15 protein-coding genes and 1 other annotated feature are annotated in these 18,994 nt (G+C 56.5%); of the genes, 11 read left to right on the top strand and 4 right to left on the bottom strand.

Features of this window, described 5'->3' with window-relative positions; translation table 11 throughout:
• Window positions 1-164: 164 nt before the first annotated feature.
• Both acrB and acrA read right to left on the bottom strand, forming a co-directional pair.
• A complete protein-coding gene (gene acrB, locus ACOTX5_RS09365) occupies window positions 165-3,311 on the bottom strand; it encodes a multidrug efflux RND transporter permease subunit AcrB (protein WP_015571248.1) in 3,147 nt (1,048 codons plus the stop codon).
• Between the two features lie 22 nt (window positions 3,312-3,333).
• Window positions 3,334-4,527, bottom strand: coding sequence for a multidrug efflux RND transporter periplasmic adaptor subunit AcrA (gene acrA / locus ACOTX5_RS09360; RefSeq protein WP_017694395.1), 1,194 nt, complete (start codon window positions 4,525-4,527; stop codon window positions 3,334-3,336).
• A 141-nt stretch (window positions 4,528-4,668) separates the two neighbouring features.
• Between acrA and acrR the strand changes: the two genes are divergently transcribed.
• Entirely contained in the window at window positions 4,669-5,322 is a 654-nt protein-coding gene (gene acrR / locus ACOTX5_RS09355; protein ID WP_015571247.1) for a multidrug efflux transporter transcriptional repressor AcrR, read from the top strand.
• A gap of 113 nt (window positions 5,323-5,435) precedes the next feature.
• Entirely contained in the window at window positions 5,436-8,783 is a 3,348-nt protein-coding gene (mscK, locus tag ACOTX5_RS09350) for a mechanosensitive channel MscK (protein WP_032671362.1), read from the top strand.
• Window position 8,784: 1 nt separating this feature from the next.
• Here mscK and rsmS read toward each other — a convergent pair whose 3' ends face one another.
• Window positions 8,785-8,961: a pleiotropic regulatory protein RsmS gene (gene rsmS, locus ACOTX5_RS09345; protein WP_017383212.1), complete on the bottom strand. Its 177-nt coding sequence runs from the start codon at window positions 8,959-8,961 to the stop codon at window positions 8,785-8,787.
• A gap of 12 nt (window positions 8,962-8,973) precedes the next feature.
• Window positions 8,974-9,501 (bottom strand): primosomal replication protein N'', encoded by a 528-nt coding sequence (priC, locus tag ACOTX5_RS09340; protein WP_017383213.1) that lies wholly within the window; start codon window positions 9,499-9,501, stop codon window positions 8,974-8,976.
• A gap of 50 nt (window positions 9,502-9,551) precedes the next feature.
• On the opposite strand from priC, the gene ACOTX5_RS09335 reads away from it, so the two are divergent.
• From ACOTX5_RS09335 to ACOTX5_RS09295, 9 genes are all read left to right on the top strand, one after another.
• Entirely contained in the window at window positions 9,552-9,929 is a 378-nt protein-coding gene (locus tag ACOTX5_RS09335; RefSeq protein ID WP_015571246.1) for a DUF454 family protein, read from the top strand.
• 151 nt (window positions 9,930-10,080) lie between these two features.
• Window positions 10,081-10,632 (top strand): adenine phosphoribosyltransferase, encoded by a 552-nt coding sequence (apt, locus tag ACOTX5_RS09330; protein WP_000127359.1) that lies wholly within the window; start codon window positions 10,081-10,083, stop codon window positions 10,630-10,632.
• An 88-nt stretch (window positions 10,633-10,720) separates the two neighbouring features.
• A complete protein-coding gene (gene dnaX, locus ACOTX5_RS09325; protein WP_045911100.1) occupies window positions 10,721-12,649 on the top strand; it encodes a DNA polymerase III subunit gamma/tau in 1,929 nt (642 codons plus the stop codon).
• Window positions 11,979-12,043: a sequence feature (DnaX frameshifting element), on the top strand. Its footprint overlaps the gene before it by 65 nt.
• Window positions 12,650-12,702: 53 nt before the next feature.
• The gene (locus tag ACOTX5_RS09320; protein ID WP_003858972.1) at window positions 12,703-13,035 is read left to right on the top strand and encodes a YbaB/EbfC family nucleoid-associated protein; all 333 of its coding nucleotides are present in this window, start codon (window positions 12,703-12,705) and stop codon (window positions 13,033-13,035) included.
• Window positions 13,035-13,640 (top strand): recombination mediator RecR, encoded by a 606-nt coding sequence (gene recR / locus ACOTX5_RS09315; RefSeq protein ID WP_006809843.1) that lies wholly within the window; start codon window positions 13,035-13,037, stop codon window positions 13,638-13,640. The genes ACOTX5_RS09320 and recR overlap by 1 nt, the downstream gene beginning before the upstream one ends.
• Before the next feature lie 110 nt (window positions 13,641-13,750).
• A complete protein-coding gene (htpG, locus tag ACOTX5_RS09310; RefSeq protein ID WP_015571245.1) occupies window positions 13,751-15,625 on the top strand; it encodes a molecular chaperone HtpG in 1,875 nt (624 codons plus the stop codon).
• A gap of 218 nt (window positions 15,626-15,843) precedes the next feature.
• The gene (gene adk, locus ACOTX5_RS09305) at window positions 15,844-16,488 is read left to right on the top strand and encodes an adenylate kinase (RefSeq protein WP_045911099.1); all 645 of its coding nucleotides are present in this window, start codon (window positions 15,844-15,846) and stop codon (window positions 16,486-16,488) included.
• 124 nt (window positions 16,489-16,612) lie between these two features.
• Entirely contained in the window at window positions 16,613-17,575 is a 963-nt protein-coding gene (gene hemH / locus ACOTX5_RS09300; RefSeq protein WP_017383216.1) for a ferrochelatase, read from the top strand.
• A 62-nt stretch (window positions 17,576-17,637) separates the two neighbouring features.
• A complete protein-coding gene (locus ACOTX5_RS09295; protein WP_032104066.1) occupies window positions 17,638-18,942 on the top strand; it encodes an inosine/guanosine kinase in 1,305 nt (434 codons plus the stop codon).
• The last annotated feature ends 52 nt before the right edge of the window (window positions 18,943-18,994 follow it).

Genomic DNA, 18,994 nt, shown 5'->3' with positions numbered 1-18,994 from the left:
GATAATAAAAGAATGCTGAGTTCCTGGTGTAATTTATCGGCCTATTATGATAGGCCTTATTAAAAAAGAGGAAAATAAATAGAAAGGCAATAGGTCTATTTTATGATTTTTTCTGAAAAAGAAAAAGGCCGCAAATGCGGCCTTTTTATCATGTGAAACCGGTATCAGTGATGTTCTACCGAATGATTGTGCTCAACGTCTTCATTCTTACGGCTGAAGCGGCGGCGAACCACCACGAAGAACACCGGTACGAAGAAGATCGCAAGAACGGTCGCGGTTACCATCCCACCCATTACGCCGGTACCTACTGCGTTCTGTGCGCCGGAGCCCGCGCCGGAGCTGATAACCAGCGGCATAACGCCGAGGATAAACGCCAGGGACGTCATCAGGATTGGACGCAAACGCATACGAACGGCTTCCAGCGTTGCTTCAATCAGGCCTTTTCCTTCTTTCTCCATCAGATCTTTGGCGAATTCGACGATTAGTATCGCGTTCTTCGCCGACAAGCCAATGGTTGTCAGCAGGCCCACCTGGAAGTAAACGTCGTTGGTCAGCCCACGGAACGTTGCGGCAAGCAGCGCACCGATAACCCCCAGCGGAACCACCAGCATAACGGAGAATGGAATCGACCAGCTCTCATACAATGCCGCCAGACACAGGAACACCACAATCAGTGAAATGGCGTACAGGGCAGGGGCCTGGTTACCGGACAGACGTTCCTGATAGGACATGCCGGTCCAGTCGTAGCCGACACCCGCAGGCAGTTTGCTGGCCAGTTCTTCCATCAGGTTCATGGCTTCACCGGTGCTTCGGCCCGGCGCTGCCTGACCGAGGATTTCCATCGATGGCAAGCCGTTATAACGCTCCAGACGCGGTGAACCGTATTCCCAGCGCGAGGTTGAGAAGGCGGAGAATGGCACCATCTGGCCATCGCTGCCGCGAACATACCAGTTGTTGATATCGTTCGGCAGCATACGGTATTGCGCTTCGGACATCACGTAGACTTTCTTCACGCGACCACGGTCGATGAAGTCGTTGACGTAGCTGCCACCCCAGGCTGCACCCAGCGTGGTATTAATGTCGCTGATGGAAACACCCAGCGCCTGCGCTTTTTCCTGGTCGATATCGATCTTGTACTGCGGCGTATCTTCCAGACCGTTAGGGCGAACGCCCACCAGCAGGTCAGGGTGTTTTGCCACCTCGCCAAACAGCTGGTTACGCGCCTGAGTCAGTTTTTCGTGGCCCAGACCGCCCTGGTCAATCAGCTGGAAGTCGAAGCCGGTCGCCGTACCCAGTTCAACAATCGCTGGCAGGTTAAAGGCGAAGACCATCGCATCTTTAATCTGTGAGAAGGTGCCCATCGCGCGGCCGGTAATGGCTTCTACCTTGTTCTCTGCGCCCGGACGTTCAGACCAGTCTTTCAGAGAAACGAAGGCGATACCGGTGTTCTGACCACGACCCGCGAAGCCAAAGCCGTTAACCGCAAACACGGATTCGACGTTGTCTTTCTCTTTGGTCAGGAAGTAGTCGGTCATCTCATCCAGCACCTTTTGCGTACGCTCTTGCGTCGCACCGGCCGGAAGCTGCGCCATACTCAGGAACACGCCCTGGTCTTCATCTGGCAGGAACGAGCTTGGCAGACGAACGAACAGGAAAGCCATGCCCACCACGATGATGATATAGAGCAGCAGGTAACGACCGGTGCTGCGCAGGATGTTACCCACGCTGTCGGTGTAGTGGTGCGTACTCTTATCAAACATGCGGTTGAACCAGCCGAAGAAGCCTTTATGCTCGCCGTGACCGCCTTTCTGAATCGGCTTCAGCATCGTCGCGCACAGGGCTGGCGTCAGGATCAGTGCAACCAGTACCGACAGCGCCATCGCCGAAACAATGGTGATGGAGAACTGACGGTAAATCGCACCGGTAGAGCCACCAAAGAAGGCCATCGGGATAAATACCGCAGACAGTACCATCGCGATACCGACCAGCGCGCCCTGGATCTGGCCCATTGATTTACGGGTTGCTTCCTTCGGCGGCAGGCCTTCTTCCGCCATGACACGCTCGACGTTTTCGACCACCACGATGGCGTCATCCACCAGCAGGCCGATGGCGAGCACCATCCCGAACATCGTCAGGGTGTTTATCGAGTAGCCAAATATCGCCAGCACCGCGAAGGTCCCGAGCAGTACAACCGGCACGGCGATGGTTGGGATCAGCGTTGCGCGGAAGTTTTGCAGGAACAAGTACATCACCAGGAAGACGAGAATGATCGCCTCAACCAGGGTTTTCACCACTTCGTGAATCGAAATTTTAACGAATGGCGTGGTGTCATACGGATAAACGATTTTCAGACCTGACGGGAAGAACGGTTCCATCTTCTTCAGTTCTGCACGGATAGCCGTCGCGGTGTCCAGGGCGTTCGCGCCCGTCGCCAGTTTGATACCCAGACCGGAAGCCGGTTTACCGTTGAACTTCGCAATGATGTCGTAGTTCTCACCGCCCAGCTCAACCTTCGCCACGTCACGCAGGCGAACCTGCGAACCGTCCTGATTCACCTTCAGCAGAATTTTGCTGAACTCATCGGCGGAGGTCAGACGCGTTTGCGCGATGATCGACGCGTTAAGCTGCTGGCCTTTCACCGGCGGTGTACCACCCAACTGACCGGCGGCAACCTGGGCGTTCTGCGCTTTAATTGCGCTGATCACGTCAACCGGCGTCAGCTGGAAGTTGTTCAGTTTATTCGGATCCATCCAGATACGCATCGCGTACTGGGAACCGAACAGCTGAACGTCACCCACACCAGACGTACGGCTAATGGCGTCCTTCATGTTGGCGCCCACGTAGTCGGAAATATCCTCCTGCGTCATGGTGCCGTTGGTGTTGATCACGCCGACAACCATCAGGAAGCTACTGGACGATTTCTCGACGCTCACGCCCTGCTGTTGTACTTCCTGCGGCAGCAGAGGCATCGCCAGCTGCAATTTGTTCTGCACCTGAACCTGTGCAATGTCCGCATCCGTACCGGATTCAAAGGTCAGGGTGATCTGAACCGTACCGGTTGAGTCACTGTTTGAGGACATGTACATCAGGTTATCGATACCGTTCATGTTCTGTTCGATAACCTGCGTAACCGTATCCTGCACCGTTTTGGCATCAGCGCCCGGATAGGTTGCGGAGATCGTCACTGCCGGCGGCGCAATCGTTGGATATTGCGCGACAGGCAGCTTCAGGATCGCAAGTCCCCCGGCCAGCATGATGATTATGGCGATCACCCACGCAAATATGGGGCGATCGATAAAGAAATTAGGCATGTCTTAACGGCTCCTGTTTAAGTTAAGACTTGGTTTGTTCTGACTGGCCAGCGGCCGACGCTTGTTGTTTGTCGTCAGATTTCACTTCCTGAGCTTTGACCTGCGCACCAGGACGAACTTTTTGCAAACCAGTAATAATTACGCGATCGCCATCTTTCAGACCTTCCGTTACCAGCCACTTGTCGCCAATCGCCTGCGTTGCAGTGATATTGCGTGTTTCGACTTTGTTATCGGCACCCACAACCAGTGCGCTCGCATCACCGCGTGGCGTACGGGTCACACCTTGCTGAGGAACCAGAATGGCGCTTGGGTTAGTCCCTTCCTCAAGACGGGCGCGTACGAACATACCGGGCAGCAGGGTTTTATCCGGATTGGGGAAAATGGCCCGGATGGTGATAGAGCCGGTGGTCTGATCGACGGTCACATCAGAAAATTCCAGTGTGCCAGTCTGTGAGAACTTGATACCGTCGTTGGTAACCAGTTCCACTTTGGCTTTACCGTTTTCCTGTTTCAGGGTGCCGTTAGCCAGCTCCTGTTTGAGACGCAGGAAATCGTTGCTGGACTGGGTGACGTCAACGTAGATCGGGTCGAGCTGCTGCACGGTGGCCAGCGCGTTGGTTTGACCGTTCTGCACCAGCGCACCTTCGGTGACGGCTGATTTACCAATGCGACCGCTGATAGGGGAGGTCACTTTGGTGTAGGCCAGGTTAATACGCGCGGTTTCTACCGCCGCTTTCGCCGCCACAACGGCTGCGTTGGCTTGCTGTGCATCGGCCAGGGCAGAATCGTAATCCTGTTGGCTGATGTACTGCGTGCCGAGCAGTTTCTTGTAACGATTCAACGTCAGCTGCGAGATTTTGGCTGCCGCTTCGGCTTTAGCCAGATCGCCCTTAGCGCTCTCATAAGACGCCTGATAGGTTGCTGGATCAATCTGATACAGAGACTCGCCTGCCTTGACATCACCGCCTTCGGTGAAGTTACGTTTCAGGATGATACCGCTCACCTGCGGACGCACTTCCGCAATGCGGTAGGCGCTGGTGCGGCCCGGTAGTTCTGTTGTCATCTGGAGAGGTTCGGATTTGAGCGTCACGACGCCAACTTCTGGCACCTGCTGAGCTCCTTGTTGAGCCTGTTTGTCGTCACATCCTGTAAGCGCTAAGCTGCCTGAGAGCATCAGAACGACCGCCAGAGGCGTTAACCCTCTGTTTTTGTTCATATGTAAACCTCGAGTGTCCGATTTCAAATTGATCAAGGGTCCTGAGTCTAAAAACCCATTGCTGCGTTTATATTATCGTCATGCTATGGTACATACATTCATAAATGTATGTAAATCTGACTCCTGTAAATTCATCAACGTATGGCACGAAAAACCAAACAACAAGCGCTGGAAACCCGACAACACATTCTAGATGTGGCAATGCGTTTGTTCTCACAGCAGGGTGTTTCGGCAACCTCGCTGGCACAGATTGCTCAGGCCGCGGGCGTCACGCGGGGAGCGATTTACTGGCATTTCAAAGACAAGTCCGATCTGTTTGGTGAAATCTGGGAGCTTTCAGAGTCCAGCATTAGCGATCTTGAGAGTGAGTATCGGGCAAAATTCCCTCACGATCCACTCTCAGTGTTAAGAGAAATTCTAGTATATATCCTTGAAGCGACGGTTGTTGAAGAGCGTCGTCGTCTGATGATGGAAATCATCTTCCATAAATGTGAGTTCGTTGGTGAAATGGCGGTGGTTCAACAGGCGCAGCGCGACCTGTGTCTGGAAAGCTACGATCGCATCGAACAGGTCCTCACGGAGTGCATGCAGGCCAAAATGCTTCCTGCCACATTACTCACCCGCCGGGCGGCGATCCTGATGCGCAGCTATATTTCCGGCCTGATGGAAAACTGGCTTTTTGCTCCGGAGTCGTTCGATCTCAGATCAGAGGCGCGCAGCTACGTCGAAATTTTTCTTGAGATGTGCCAGCTCTGTCCGACCCTTCAAAGTAAACTTAGCCCGCGCTCTGCCTGATCGGGCATGGGAAAAATCGTAGACCCTTTCCGTCGTACTATTCTGCTTCAGCCGGGCGTGATATCCTTCATGCCCGACTATTTCCGGTCATTTCTCACATCACATTCACAACTATGCTGCACATCAATCGCTCGCAACATCCTGTTCTGGCCCTGTTTTTGATCCTGCTGTTTTACTTTGCAGCCGCGCCGCTTTCATGGGCCCGTGCAGACAACGGCAGTGACATTCCCACGCGTGCTGATGTTCAGTCGCAACTCGACACCCTGAATAAGCAAAAAGATCTCTCCGCCCAGGAAAAACTCGTTCAGCAGGATCTGACGGAAACCCTGGAAACGCTGGACAAGATCGATCGCATCAAAGCCGAAACGGCCCAGCTACGGCAGAAGGTCGCTCAGGCGCCGGAGAACATGCGTAAGGCAACGGAGGCGCTGAGTGCGCTCAGCGACGTCGATAACGACGATGAAACCCGAAAAACGCTTGCCACGCTGTCGTTGCGCCAGCTTGAGTCGCGCGTGGCGCAGCTGCTGGACGATCTGCAAACGGCGCAGTCCGATCTCTCAACCTACAACAGCCAGCTGGTTTCGCTGCAAACCCAGCCTGAGCGCGTGCAGAACGCTATGTACTCGGCGTCGCAACAGCTACAGCAGATACGTAACCGTCTGAATGGCATCACCGTGGGGGAAGGGGCGCTTCGTCCCACCCAGCAAACGCTGCTGAACATCCAGCAGACGCTGCTAAACGCGGAGATTGAACAGCAGCGTAAGAGTCTGGAAGGCAACACGGTGCTACAGGATGCGCTGCAAAAACAGCGTGACTACGTGACCGCGAATATCAACCGGCTTGAGCATCAGCTTCAGCTGTTGCAGGAAGCGGTGAACAGCAAGCGCCTGACGCTGACTGAAAAAACGGCGCAGGAAGCGGTTTCGCCAGACGAGACGGCCCGTATTCAGGCCAACCCGCTGGTGAAGCAGGAGCTGGAGATTAACCACCAGCTGAGCGAGCGTCTGATTCAGGCGACTGAAAACGGCAGCGCGCTGGTGCAGCAAAATATTAAGGTCAAAAACTGGCTGGATCGCGCTTTGCAGGCCGAGCGCAACGTCAAGGAGCAGATTGCCGTCCTGAAGGGCAGCCTGCTGCTGTCGCGCATTCTCTACCAGCAACAGCAGACGCTGCCTTCCGCCGACGAGCTGGAAGACATGACCAACCGCATTGCGGATTTGCGTCTTGAACAGTTTGACGTTAACCAGCAGCGCGATGCGCTATTTCAGAGCGATACCTTCGTTGCCAAAGTGGAAGAGGGCCATTCAGGTGAAGTGAACGCTGAAGTTCACGACGCGCTGTTGCAGGTGGTGGACATGCGCCGCGAATTGCTCGATCAGCTTAACAAGCAGCTGGGCAACCAGCTGATGATGGCGATTAACCTGCAAATCAACCAGCAGCAGCTGGTGAGCGTTTCTAAAAGCCTCCAGGAGATCCTGACCCAGCAGATTTTCTGGGTGAACAGCAATAAACCCATGGACTGGGACTGGTTTAAATCTTTCCCGGAAACGCTGAAATCCCAGATCAAAAGCATGAAAATTACCGTGAACTGGGAGAAAGCCTGGCCTGCGGTGATGATCGCCTTCCTGACGGGGCTGCCTTTGCTGCTCATCGCTGGCGTCATACGCTGGCGTTTGAAATGGCTGAAACAGTACCAGGCGAAGCTGGCCTCGGAAGTGGGGCAACTGCGTAACGACAGCCAGCTGCACACCCCGAAAGCGATCCTGATCGATCTGATCCGTGCTCTGCCGGTCTGCCTGTTGATACTCGCCGTGGGCCTGATCCTGCTGACCATGCAGCTGAATATCAGCGATCTGCTGTGGGCGTTCAGCAAGAAGCTGGCGCTGTTCTGGCTGGTGTTTGGTCTGTGCTGGAAAGTGCTGGAAAAAGATGGCGTCGCCGTCCGCCACTTCAACATGCCGGAAAAACTCACCAGCCACTGGCGTCGCCAGATTGTGCGCATCAGCCTCGCGCTGCTGCCGCTGCACTTCTGGTCAGTTGTGGCGGAGCTTTCCCCGCTGCACCTGATGGATGACGTGCTGGGGCAACTGGTGATTATGCTGAACCTGCTGCTGATTGCCGTTCTGATGTGGCCAATGTGCCGCGACAGCTGGCGGGATAAAGAGTCCCACAATCTTCGTCTGGCTACCGTAACGGTACTGGCGATCATTCCTCTGGCGCTGATGGTGCTGACGGCGACGGGTTACTTCTATACCACGCTGCGTCTGTCCGGTCGCTGGATCGAAACGGTTTATCTGGTGATTGTATGGAACCTGCTGTTCCAGACCGTGCTGCGTGGTTTGAGCGTGGCGGCGCGCCGCATTGCGTATCGTCGTGCTGTTGCCCGTCGGCAGCATCAGGTGAAAGAGGGGGCTGAAGGGGCAGAGCCGCAGGAAGAGCCGACCATTGCTCTGGAGCAGGTTAACCAGCAAACGATGCGTATTACCATGCTGGTGATGATCGCCCTGTTTGCGGTGATGTTCTGGGCCATCTGGTCTGATTTAATTACCGTCTTCGCCTACCTCGACAGTATCACCCTCTGGCAATACAACGGTACCGAAGCGGGCGCTGCGGTCATGAAAAGCGTCACCATGGGCAGCCTGCTCTTTGCGCTGGTGTCGTCAGTGGTTGCCTGGGCGTTGATCCGCAACCTGCCGGGTCTGCTGGAAGTGCTGGTGCTCTCAAGGCTGAACCTGCGTCAGGGGGCGTCGTACGCCATTACCACCATCCTGAACTACGTCATTATTATTGTCGGGGCGATGACGGTATTCGGCTCGCTGGGCGTCTCGTGGGATAAACTCCAGTGGCTGGCGGCGGCGTTGTCGGTGGGTCTGGGCTTCGGCTTGCAGGAGATCTTCGGTAACTTTGTCTCTGGCCTGATTATCCTGTTCGAACGTCCGGTGCGTATCGGCGATACCGTCACCATCGGTACTTTCTCCGGGACCGTCAGCAAGATCCGCATTCGTGCGACCACCATTACCGACTTCGATCGTAAAGAGGTGATCATCCCGAACAAAGCGTTTGTGACCGAGCGTCTGATCAACTGGTCGCTCTCGGATACCACCACTCGCGTGGTGATCCGACTCGGGGTGGCCTATGGCTCGGATCTGGACAAGGTGAAAGAGGTACTGCTGAAGGCGGCAGCTGACCATCCAAAAGTGATGCACGATCCTGCGCCAGCGGTATTCTTCACCACCTTCGGGCCGAGCACTTTGGATCATGAGCTGCGCCTGTACGTACGCGAACTGCGCGATCGCAGCTACACCGTCGATGAGCTGAACCGCACCATTGACCGTCTGTGTCGTGAAAACGATATTAATATCGCCTTTAACCAGCTTGAGGTTCATCTGCGCAACGAGAAAGGCGATGAGCATACGGAAGTGAAGCGCGAGATTAAGGGGGACGACCCTACTCCCGCCTAATCTATTTCCCTCTCTCCTCTGGGGAGAGGGTAGGGTGAGGGGGAAGTTTCCCCTCAAAATCTCGTCGCACAATCTCCAGCGCTTTCAGCACCGTCTCCGCCGGGATCTCGTGATTTTCCAGCAGCATAATTAAATCGACGGCCAGCTTGACCTCGTCGGGGGCATTTTCCAGTGACATCAGTGGCTCCTGTTAACGGGTCAGGCGTTCAATGACGCGTTCAATCTCATCCAGCGCCTGACGGCAGCGGACGATGCGGCCTTCCAGCGCGCTGATTTCACGCATTAATAACTGCTGCTCTTCCAGCGTTTCGCTGGTGTTCAGGCGGGCTTCGCGCTCGCGCTTCATCTCAAACAGACGGCGCTCAAACTCCTGGTTCTCCAACCGCTTGCGCTGCCATTTACCGAGCCCCGGCGAGGCGCTGTCCCACGCCCGTAACGGCCAGGCGGCGATTTCCCGGTGCAGGGCGGTGATCTGCTCGGTAAGATGCTCCGCAAGCCACGCGACCTGTTCCTGCTGTTCACTCTCAACCGCGTGACGAAGCTCGTCGAGATTAGTCTGCGCTTCAGCAAGATAATCCTCAATGACGGTGCTGCGGGTGCGGAAGAGCTGTCGGTCAAAGCGCGGTTTCAGCGTGGCGTGGCCCATCAACGGCGTGGCCTGCGCCCGCAGCGCGATCAGCTGATTTTGCAGCCTCTCAAGAAGCAGTGCTGTTTTCAAGGCGCTCTCCAGTGGTAAAGTAGCCGTTCAGTTTGATAACGATTCGCATTATGCAGCGTACTATTTTAATCATCATTGGCTGGCTCGCGGTAGTGCTGGGCACGCTGGGTGTGGTTTTACCCTTGCTGCCGACCACCCCGTTTATCCTGTTGGCCGCCTGGTGCTTCGCCCGCTCGTCGCCGCGTTTTCACCACTGGCTTCTGTACCGCTCGTGGTTTGGCGGCTACCTGCGGCACTGGCAAAAACACCGGGCCATGCCGCCCGGGGCTAAGCCGCGCGCCATTGCCTTCATCCTGATCACCTTCGCCGTCTCGTTATGGCTGGTGAAAATGATGTGGGTGCGCATTCTGCTGCTGGCGATCCTGGTTTGCCTGCTGATCTTTATGTGGCGGATCCCCGTGGTTGATGAAAAGCAACAAAAGCACTGAAGCCTCATCATGGCGGTTGCAATTATGGCGCACAGCCAGTAAATTCGACCGTTTTCGAGCACAGGTGCGCCTGGTCAAAGGTTAAACAACTGTTACTTTGACCGACTCGTCGCGCGCCGTGAGTAACACTGTTTCATTTAGGCACAAACCGATGACCGCAACTGCACAGCAGCTTGAATATCTGAAAAATAGCATCAAAAGTATCCAGGACTATCCAAAACCTGGCATTCTTTTCCGCGATGTCACCAGCTTGCTGGAAGACCCGAAAGCGTACGCCCTCAGCATTGAACTGCTGGTTGAGCGTTATAAAAACGCCGGGATCACCAAAGTAGTAGGTACTGAAGCCCGTGGCTTCCTGTTTGGCGCACCGGTTGCGCTGGCGATGGGCGTGGGTTTTGTGCCGGTGCGTAAGCCGCGCAAACTGCCGCGTGAAACCATTGCTGAGAGCTATGAGCTGGAATACGGCACCGATCAGCTGGAAATTCACGTTGATGCCATCAAGCCAGGCGACAAAGTGCTGGTGGTGGACGATCTGCTGGCAACCGGCGGCACCATCGAAGCGACCGTGAAGCTGATCCGTCGTCTGGGCGGGGAAGTGACCGACGCGGCATTCATCATCAACCTGTTCGATCTCGGCGGCGAGCAGCGCCTGGAAAAACAGGGTATTACCAGCTACAGCCTGGTGCCATTCCCGGGACATTAATCCCGTATCTCACAACCTCGCTCAATGGGTGAGGTTGTGATAGCATTCCCCTCCATTAATTCACCTTCCAGCGTTGCAGAGCCTGCCCATGAGTTATCAGGTGTTAGCCCGTAAATGGCGACCACAAACCTTTGCTGACGTTGTCGGTCAGGAACATGTGCTGACGGCCCTGGCGAACGGCTTGTCGCTAGGTCGCATCCATCACGCCTATCTTTTCTCCGGCACCCGCGGCGTCGGTAAAACCTCTATTGCCCGTCTGCTGGCAAAAGGTCTGAACTGCGAAACCGGGATCACCGCCACCCCGTGCGGCGTGTGCGACAACTGTCGTGAGATCGAGCAGGGGCGTTTTGTCGATCTGATTGAGATCGACGCCGCCTCGCGCACCAAAGTGGAAGATACCCGCGATCTGCTCGACAACGTGCAGTACGCCCCGGCGCGCGGCCGCTTCAAGGTCTATCTGATCGATGAAGTGCACATGCTGTCGCGCCACAGCTTCAACGCCCTGCTGAAAACGCTGGAAGAGCCGCCTGCGCATGTCAAATTCCTGCTGGCGACCACCGATCCGCAAAAGCTGCCGGTCACTATCCTCTCGCGCTGCCTGCAATTCCATCTGAAGGCGCTCGACGTTGAGCAGATCCGCGCTCAGCTTGAGCATATCCTCGATGAAGAGAACATTGTCCACGAGCCGCGTGCGCTGCAACTGCTGGCCCGTGCCGCGGACGGCAGCCTGCGCGATGCGTTGAGCCTGACCGATCAGGCGATTGCCAGCGGTGACGGTAAACTCTCCACCGACGCGGTCAGCACTATGCTCGGCACGCTGGATGACGATCAGGCGCTGTCGCTTATTGAAGCGATGATTGCCGCCAACGGTGAGCGGGTAATGACCCTCGTCAACGACGCCGCTGCCCGTGGCATTGAGTGGGAAGCGCTGCTGGTCGAGATGCTCAGCCTGCTGCACCGTGTGGCGATGCTGCAACTGTCTCCGTCGGCTATTGGCGCGGACATGGCGACCATTGAACAGCGGATGCGTGAACTTGCGCGCACCGTGCCGCCGGCTGATGTTCAGCTTTATTATCAGACGCTGCTGATTGGCCGCAAAGAGCTGCCGTTTGCACCGGATCGCCGGATGGGCGTTGAAATGACGCTGCTGCGCGCGCTGGCCTTCCATCCGCGCAAGCCACTGCCGGAGCCGGAAACGCCCCGGCAGTCCTTTGCGCCGGTTGCGCCGACCGCGGTAATGTCACCGCAGCAGGTGCCACCGCAACCGGCATCGCCGCCGCCGCAAAACGTGCCGCTGTCGGATGCCACCAGTTCGGTGCTTGCCGCACGAAGCCAGTTGCAACGTGCGCAGGGAGCAACCAAACCAAAAAAGAGTGAACCGGCAGCGCCTGCAAGAGCGTGGCCGGTGAACAACGCCGCGCTTGAACGACTGGCCTCGGTAACGGAGCGCGTGCAGTCGCGTCCGGCACCGTCCGCGCTCGAGCAAAAAGCCCCGGCGAAAGAAGAGGCATACCGCTGGAAGGCGACCACCGTTGTTGAAACGGTCAAGGAAGTGGTCGCCACGCCAAAAGCGCTGAAAAAGGCGCTGGAGCATGAAAAAACGCCGGAGCTATCCGCGAAGCTCGCGGAAGAATCCATTGAGCGCGACGCCTGGGCCGCCGAGGTCAGCAAACTGCAACTGCCGAAGCTGGTGGAGCAGGTCGCGCTGAACGCCTGGAAAGAGCAGGACGGTAATCAGGTGCGTCTGCACCTGCGCCCTGGCCAGCGGCACCTCAACTCCCCTGGCGCGCAAAAGGCGCTGGCCGAGGCGCTTACCGCATTACAGGGTGTACCGGTTGAATTGACTATCATTGAAGATGATAATCCGGCGGTGAAAACGCCGCTCGAGTGGCGTCAGGCCATTTATGAAGAGAAGCTCGCGCAGGCGCGCGAGGCGATAATTGCGGATAACAACATCCAGACCCTGCGCCGGTTCTTCGACGCCGATTTGGATGAAGAGAGTATTCGCCCCATTTGATCGTGAGTCTGACTTACGGTTGTAATCCTTAACGTGAAAGAAGAGAGAAGCCTATGTTTGGTGGAAAAGGCGGTCTGGGTGGCCTGATGAAGCAGGCTCAGCAGATGCAGGAAAAAATGCAGAAGATGCAGGAAGAGATCGCTCAGCTGGAAGTCACGGGTGAATCCGGTGCCGGTCTGGTCAAGGTGACCATCAACGGTGCGCATAACTGCCGTCGCGTTGAAATCGACCCGAGCCTGCTCGAAGACGACAAAGAGATGCTGGAAGATCTGGTTGCAGCCGCGTTTAACGATGCCGCTCGCCGTATCGACGAAACCCAGAAAGAGAAAATGGCCTCTGTTTCCAGCGGTATGCAACTGCCGCCGGGCTTTAAGATGCCATTCTGATGCAAACCAGTCCGCTGCTCACGCAGTTAATGGAAGCACTGCGCTGCCTGCCGGGCGTTGGCCCGAAGTCGGCGCAGCGTATGGCGTTTACGCTATTGCAGCGCGACCGCAGCGGCGGGATGCGCCTGGCGCAGGCTCTGACCCGCGCCATGTCAGAGATTGGTCACTGTGCGGATTGCCGGACCTTTACCGAGCAGGACGTATGTAACATCTGCACGAACCCGCGTCGTCAGGAAAACGGTCAGATTTGCGTGGTGGAGAGTCCGGCGGACATCTACGCCATCGAACAAACCGGGCAGTTTTCCGGCCGCTATTTCGTGCTGATGGGGCATCTCTCCCCGCTGGATGGCATCGGCCCGGACGATATCGGTCTCGATCGCCTGGAGCAGCGCCTGGAGTCGGAAACCATCAAAGAGGTGATCCTCGCCACCAACCCGACGGTGGAAGGGGAGGCAACCGCCAACTACATCGCCGAGCTGTGCGCGCAGTACGGCGTTGACGCCAGCCGCATCGCCCACGGCGTGCCGGTCGGCGGTGAGCTGGAGATGGTCGACGGCACCACGCTGTCACACTCGCTGGCCGGACGTCACAAGATTATTTTCTGACCAAACGGAGGCTGCGCGCGCGGCCTCCGCTTGAAAATTCCTCCCCTTATCCCCATCTCTCACTCAACGTTTTACAACCCCATTAAATGGCATTGTTGAGGTCGACTTAGATGAAAGGACAAGAAACCCGTGGTTTCCAGTCAGAAGTAAAACAGCTTCTGCACCTGATGATCCATTCCCTGTATTCCAACAAAGAAATCTTCCTGCGTGAGCTGATTTCCAACGCCTCTGATGCGGCGGACAAGCTGCGCTTCCGCGCGCTGTCTAACCCGGATCTGTATGAAGGCGACGGCGAGCTGCGCGTGCGCGTCTCGTTTAATAAAGAGAACCGCACCCTGACCATCGCCGATAACGGCATCGGGATGAACCGCGACGAGGTGATTGACCACCTCGGAACCATCGCCAAATCCGGCACCAAAGCGTTCCTTGAGTCCATGGGCTCTGACCAGGCGAAAGACAGCCAGCTGATCGGTCAGTTCGGCGTAGGCTTCTACTCGGCGTTCATCGTGGCGGACAAAGTCACCGTGCGCACCCGCGCCGCGGGCGACAGCGCCGAGAACGGCGTGCTGTGGGAGTCTAAAGGTGAAGGCGAGTACACCGTTGATGACATCACCAAAGCGGATCGCGGCACCGAAATCACCCTGCACCTGCGTGAAGGCGAAGACGATTTCCTGAACGACTGGCGCGTACGCTCCATCATCAGCAAATATTCCGACCATATCGCGCTGCCGGTAGAGATTGAAAAACAGGAAGAGAAAGACGGCGAAACCGTGGTTTCCTGGGAAAAAATCAACAAGGCGCAGGCGCTGTGGACGCGTAATAAAGCTGAAATTAAAGACGACGAGTACAACGAGTTTTACAAGCACATCGCCCACGACTTCACCGATCCGCTGACCTGGAGCCACAACCGTGTGGAAGGGAAACAGGAGTACACCAGCCTGCTGTACATTCCGGCGCAGGCGCCGTGGGACATGTGGAACCGCGATCACAAGCACGGCCTGAAGCTGTACGTGCAGCGCGTCTTCATCATGGACGACGCCGAGCAGTTCATGCCGAACTACCTGCGCTTTGTGCGTGGCCTGATAGACTCCAACGATCTGCCGCTGAACGTCTCCCGTGAAATTCTTCAGGACAGCACCGTCACCCGTAACCTGCGCAACGCCCTGACCAAACGTGCGTTGCAGATGCTGGAAAAACTGGCGAAGGACGATGCGGAAAAATACCAGACCTTCTGGAAACAGTTTGGCCTGGTGCTGAAAGAAGGTCCGGCGGAAGATACTGCGAACGTGGAAGCTATCGCTAAACTGCTGCGCTTCGCCTCTACGCACAACGACTCCTCCGCCCAGACCGTGTCGCTGGAAGAGTACGTCTCCCGCATGAAAGAAGGGCAGGAGAAGATCTACTACATCACCGCCGACAGCTATGCGGCAGCGAAGAGCAGCCCGCATCTGGAACTGCTGCGTAAGAAAGGCATCGAAGTGCTGCTGCTGTCTGACCGCATCGACGAGTGGATGATGAACTACCTGACCGAGTTCGACGGTAAATCCTTCCAGTCCGTTGCCAAAGCCGACGAGTCTATCGATAAGCTGGCGGATGAAGTGGACGACAGCGCGAAAGAAGCCGAGAAGGCGCTGGAGCCGTTCGTTGAGCGCGTTAAAACGCTGCTGGGCGACCGCGTGAAAGAGGTGCGCTTCACGCACCGTCTGACCGATACGCCAGCCATTGTCACCACCGATGCGGACGAAATGAGCACCCAGATGGCGAAACTGTTCGCTGCGGCGGGCCAGGCCGTGCCGGAAGTGAAATATATCTTTGAGCTTAATCCGGATCACCCGCTGGTGAAACGTGCGGCGGATACCCAGGACGACGCCCGCTTTGCGGAGTGGGTTGAACTGCTGCTGGATCAGTCCCTGCTGGCCGAGCGCGGTACGCTGGAAGATCCTAACCTGTTCATTAAACGTGTGAATGCGCTGCTGCTGGCGTAATCTTCCCTCACCCCGGCCCTCTCCCACAGGGAGAGGGTGAAAGAGTTCCCTCTCCCTGTGGGAGAGGGTTAGGGTGAGGGCACCAGACCGCACGAAGCCAAATTATCTCCCCCCGTTAACCGTTTCAGCCTTCCCGCCTTCCTTGAGCCATACCCGTTCTGGTGGTATTGTTTAGCGCTTTTTGAAAAATTGAATCGACTTTTGAGGGGATTTTCGCAATGCGTATTATTCTGCTTGGCGCTCCGGGCGCGGGTAAAGGAACTCAGGCTCAGTTCATCATGGAGAAATACGGTATTCCGCAAATCTCCACCGGTGACATGCTGCGCGCCGCTGTTAAATCTGGCTCCGAGCTGGGTAAACAAGCGAAAGACATCATGGACGCAGGCAAACTGGTGACCGACGAACTGGTTATCGCGCTGGTTAAAGAGCGCATTGCTCAGGAAGACTGCCGTAACGGTTTCCTGCTGGACGGCTTCCCGCGCACCATTCCTCAGGCTGACGCCATGAAAGAAGCGGGCATCAACGTGGATTACGTGCTGGAGTTCGACGTACCAGACGAGCTGATCGTTGACCGTATCGTTGGCCGTCGCGTACACGCTGCTTCTGGCCGCGTTTACCACATCAAATTCAACCCACCTAAGGTTGAAGGCAAAGACGACGTGACCGGCGAAGAGCTGACCACCCGTAAAGACGATCAGGAAGAAACCGTGCGTAAACGCCTGGTGGAATACCATCAGATGACCGCACCGCTGATCGGCTACTACACCAAAGAAGCGCAGGCGGGTAACACCAAATACGCGAAAGTGGACGGCACCAAAGCCGTGGATGACGTACGTGCAGAGCTGGAAAAAATCCTCGGCTAAGCGCACCTCTCTCACCCGGAGCCCCGGGTGAGAAAAATTCTCATCTTACCTATTACAGCAATGGGTTTCGTTTAAACGCATTTCCGCTACAATTGACAGCCTATCAAATGGTTAAGAGGCGTGAATGAGTCAGGCGAAAACCGGCATCCTGCTTGCCAATCTGGGCACCCCAGAAGCACCTACTCCAGCGGCGGTCAAACGCTACCTGCGACAATTTTTAAGCGACACGCGCGTCGTGGATACCCCAAGACTGCTGTGGTGGCCACTGCTGCGTGGCGTCATTCTGCCGATTCGTTCCCCGCGTGTGGCAAAGCTCTATCAGTCCGTGTGGATGGAAGAGGGCTCGCCGCTGATGGTGTACAGCCGTCGTCAGGAGAAGGCGCTGGCCGCCCGCCTGCCGGACATGCCCGTTGCGCTCGGCATGAGCTACGGTAAGCCGTCCCTGGAAAGCGCCGTCGACTCTCTGCTGGCGCAGGGCGTTGAACACATTGTGGTGCTGGCCCTTTATCCGCAGTATTCGTGCTCCACGGTAGCTGCCGTCTGGGACGAACTGGCGCGCATTCTGGCGACCCGCCGCCGTATACCGGGTATCACCTTTATCCGCGACTACGCCGATAACGAGCTGTACATTCAGGCGCTTGCCAGCAGCGCGCGCGCGTCGTTTGAAAAACACGGCGAGCCGGATCTGCTGCTGCTCTCCTATCACGGTATTCCGCAGCGTTTCGCGAACGAAGGGGATGATTACCCCCAGCGTTGCCGCGATACCACCCGCGAGCTAGTCTCCGCCCTCGGCCTGCCGCCTGAGAAGGTGATGATGACCTTCCAGTCGCGCTTCGGCCGTGAACCGTGGCTCACCCCGTATACTGATGAAACGCTTAAGATGCTGGGCGAGAAGGGCGTGAAGCACATTCAGGTGATGTCGCCGGGCTTCTCGGCGGACTGTCTGGAAACGCTGGAAGAGATTGCTGTCCAGAACAAAGAGTTCTTTATGGAGGCGGGCGGAACGAAATACGAATACATTCCTGCGCTTAACGACTCCCCTGAACACATCGACATGATGGTGTCACTGGTCACCACCCGCCGCTGATCGCGTTACGGGCCGGGTTTGTGCTACCATTCCCGGCCCGTATTCTTTGCACAGTTCAGACCATGAAATTTCCCGGTAAACGTAAGTCCAAACACTATTTCCCCGTCGATGCCCGCGATCCGCTGTTACAGCAAATTCAGCAGGAAAGCGAAACCAGCGCTGCCTGGGTGGTCGGTATCGATCAGACGCTGGTGGACATTGAAGCCAAAGTGGATGATGCGTTTGTCGCACGTTACGGTCTGAGCGCCGGGCACTCGCTGGTGATTGAGGATGACGTTGCTGAAGCGCTGTATCAGGAGCTGGTGCGCGAAAATCTTATCACCCACCAGTTTGCCGGCGGCACCATCGGCAACACCATGCACAACTACTCCGTACTGGCAGACGACCGCTCGGTGCTGCTTGGCGTGATGTGCAGCAATATCGAAATCGGTGGCTATGCCTACCGCTACCTGTGCAATACCTCCAGCCGCACCGATCTGAACTATTTGCAGGGCGTTGACGGGCCGATTGGCCGCTGCTTTACGCTGATAAGCGATTCCGGCGAGCGTACCTTTGCCATCAGCCCCGGCCATATGAACAAGCTGCGCGCTGAAAGTATCCCGGAAGAGGTGATCGCGGGCGCGTCTGCGCTGGTACTGACCTCCTATCTGGTGCGCTGCAAGCCGGGCGAACCAATGCCGGACGCAACCATGAAGGCAATTGAGTACGCGAAGAAATACAACGTGCCTGTGGTTCTGACGCTGGGCACCAAATTCGTCATTGCCGACAACCCGGAGTGGTGGCAGGCCTTCCTGAAAGAACACGTCTCGATTCTGGCGATGAATGAAGAAGAAGCCGAAGCGCTGACCGGCGAAAGCGATCCGCTGCTGGCGTCTGATAAGGCGCTGGACTGGGTGGATCTGGTGCTCTGCACCGCCGGGCCGGTCGGGCTGTACATGGCGGGTTTCACGGAAGAAGAGAGCAAGCGGAAAACCCAGCACCCGCTGCTGCCGGGCGCAATCGCCGAATTTAACCAGTACGAGTTCAGCCGCGCCATGCGTCATAAAGACTGCATCAACCCGCTGCGTATCTTCTCCCACATCGCACCGTATATGGGTGGCCCCGAGAAGATCATGAACACCAACGGCGCGGGCGACGGCGCGCTGGCCGCGCTGCTGCACGACATCACCGCCAACGCCTACCACAAAACCAATGTGCCGAATTCCAGCAAGCACACCTTCAACTGGCTGACCTACTCCTCGCTGGCGCAGGTGTGCAAGTACGCGAACCGCGTGAGTTATCAGGTGCTGAACCAGCATTCACCGCGCTTAACGCGGGGGCTGCCGGAACGGGAAGACAGCCTCGAAGAGGCGTATTGGGATAGGTAAAAGCAAAACGGCAACCTGTGGTTGCCGTTTTTAGTGTTTGTTCCCTCTCCCT

The organism is Enterobacter cloacae complex sp. IR5441, from assembly GCF_049238215.1.
GTDB lineage: Bacteria > Pseudomonadota > Gammaproteobacteria > Enterobacterales > Enterobacteriaceae > Enterobacter > Enterobacter hormaechei_C.
Note: the sequence above shows the minus strand (reverse complement) of the source record. Positions and strands in the feature narration are given on the sequence as shown.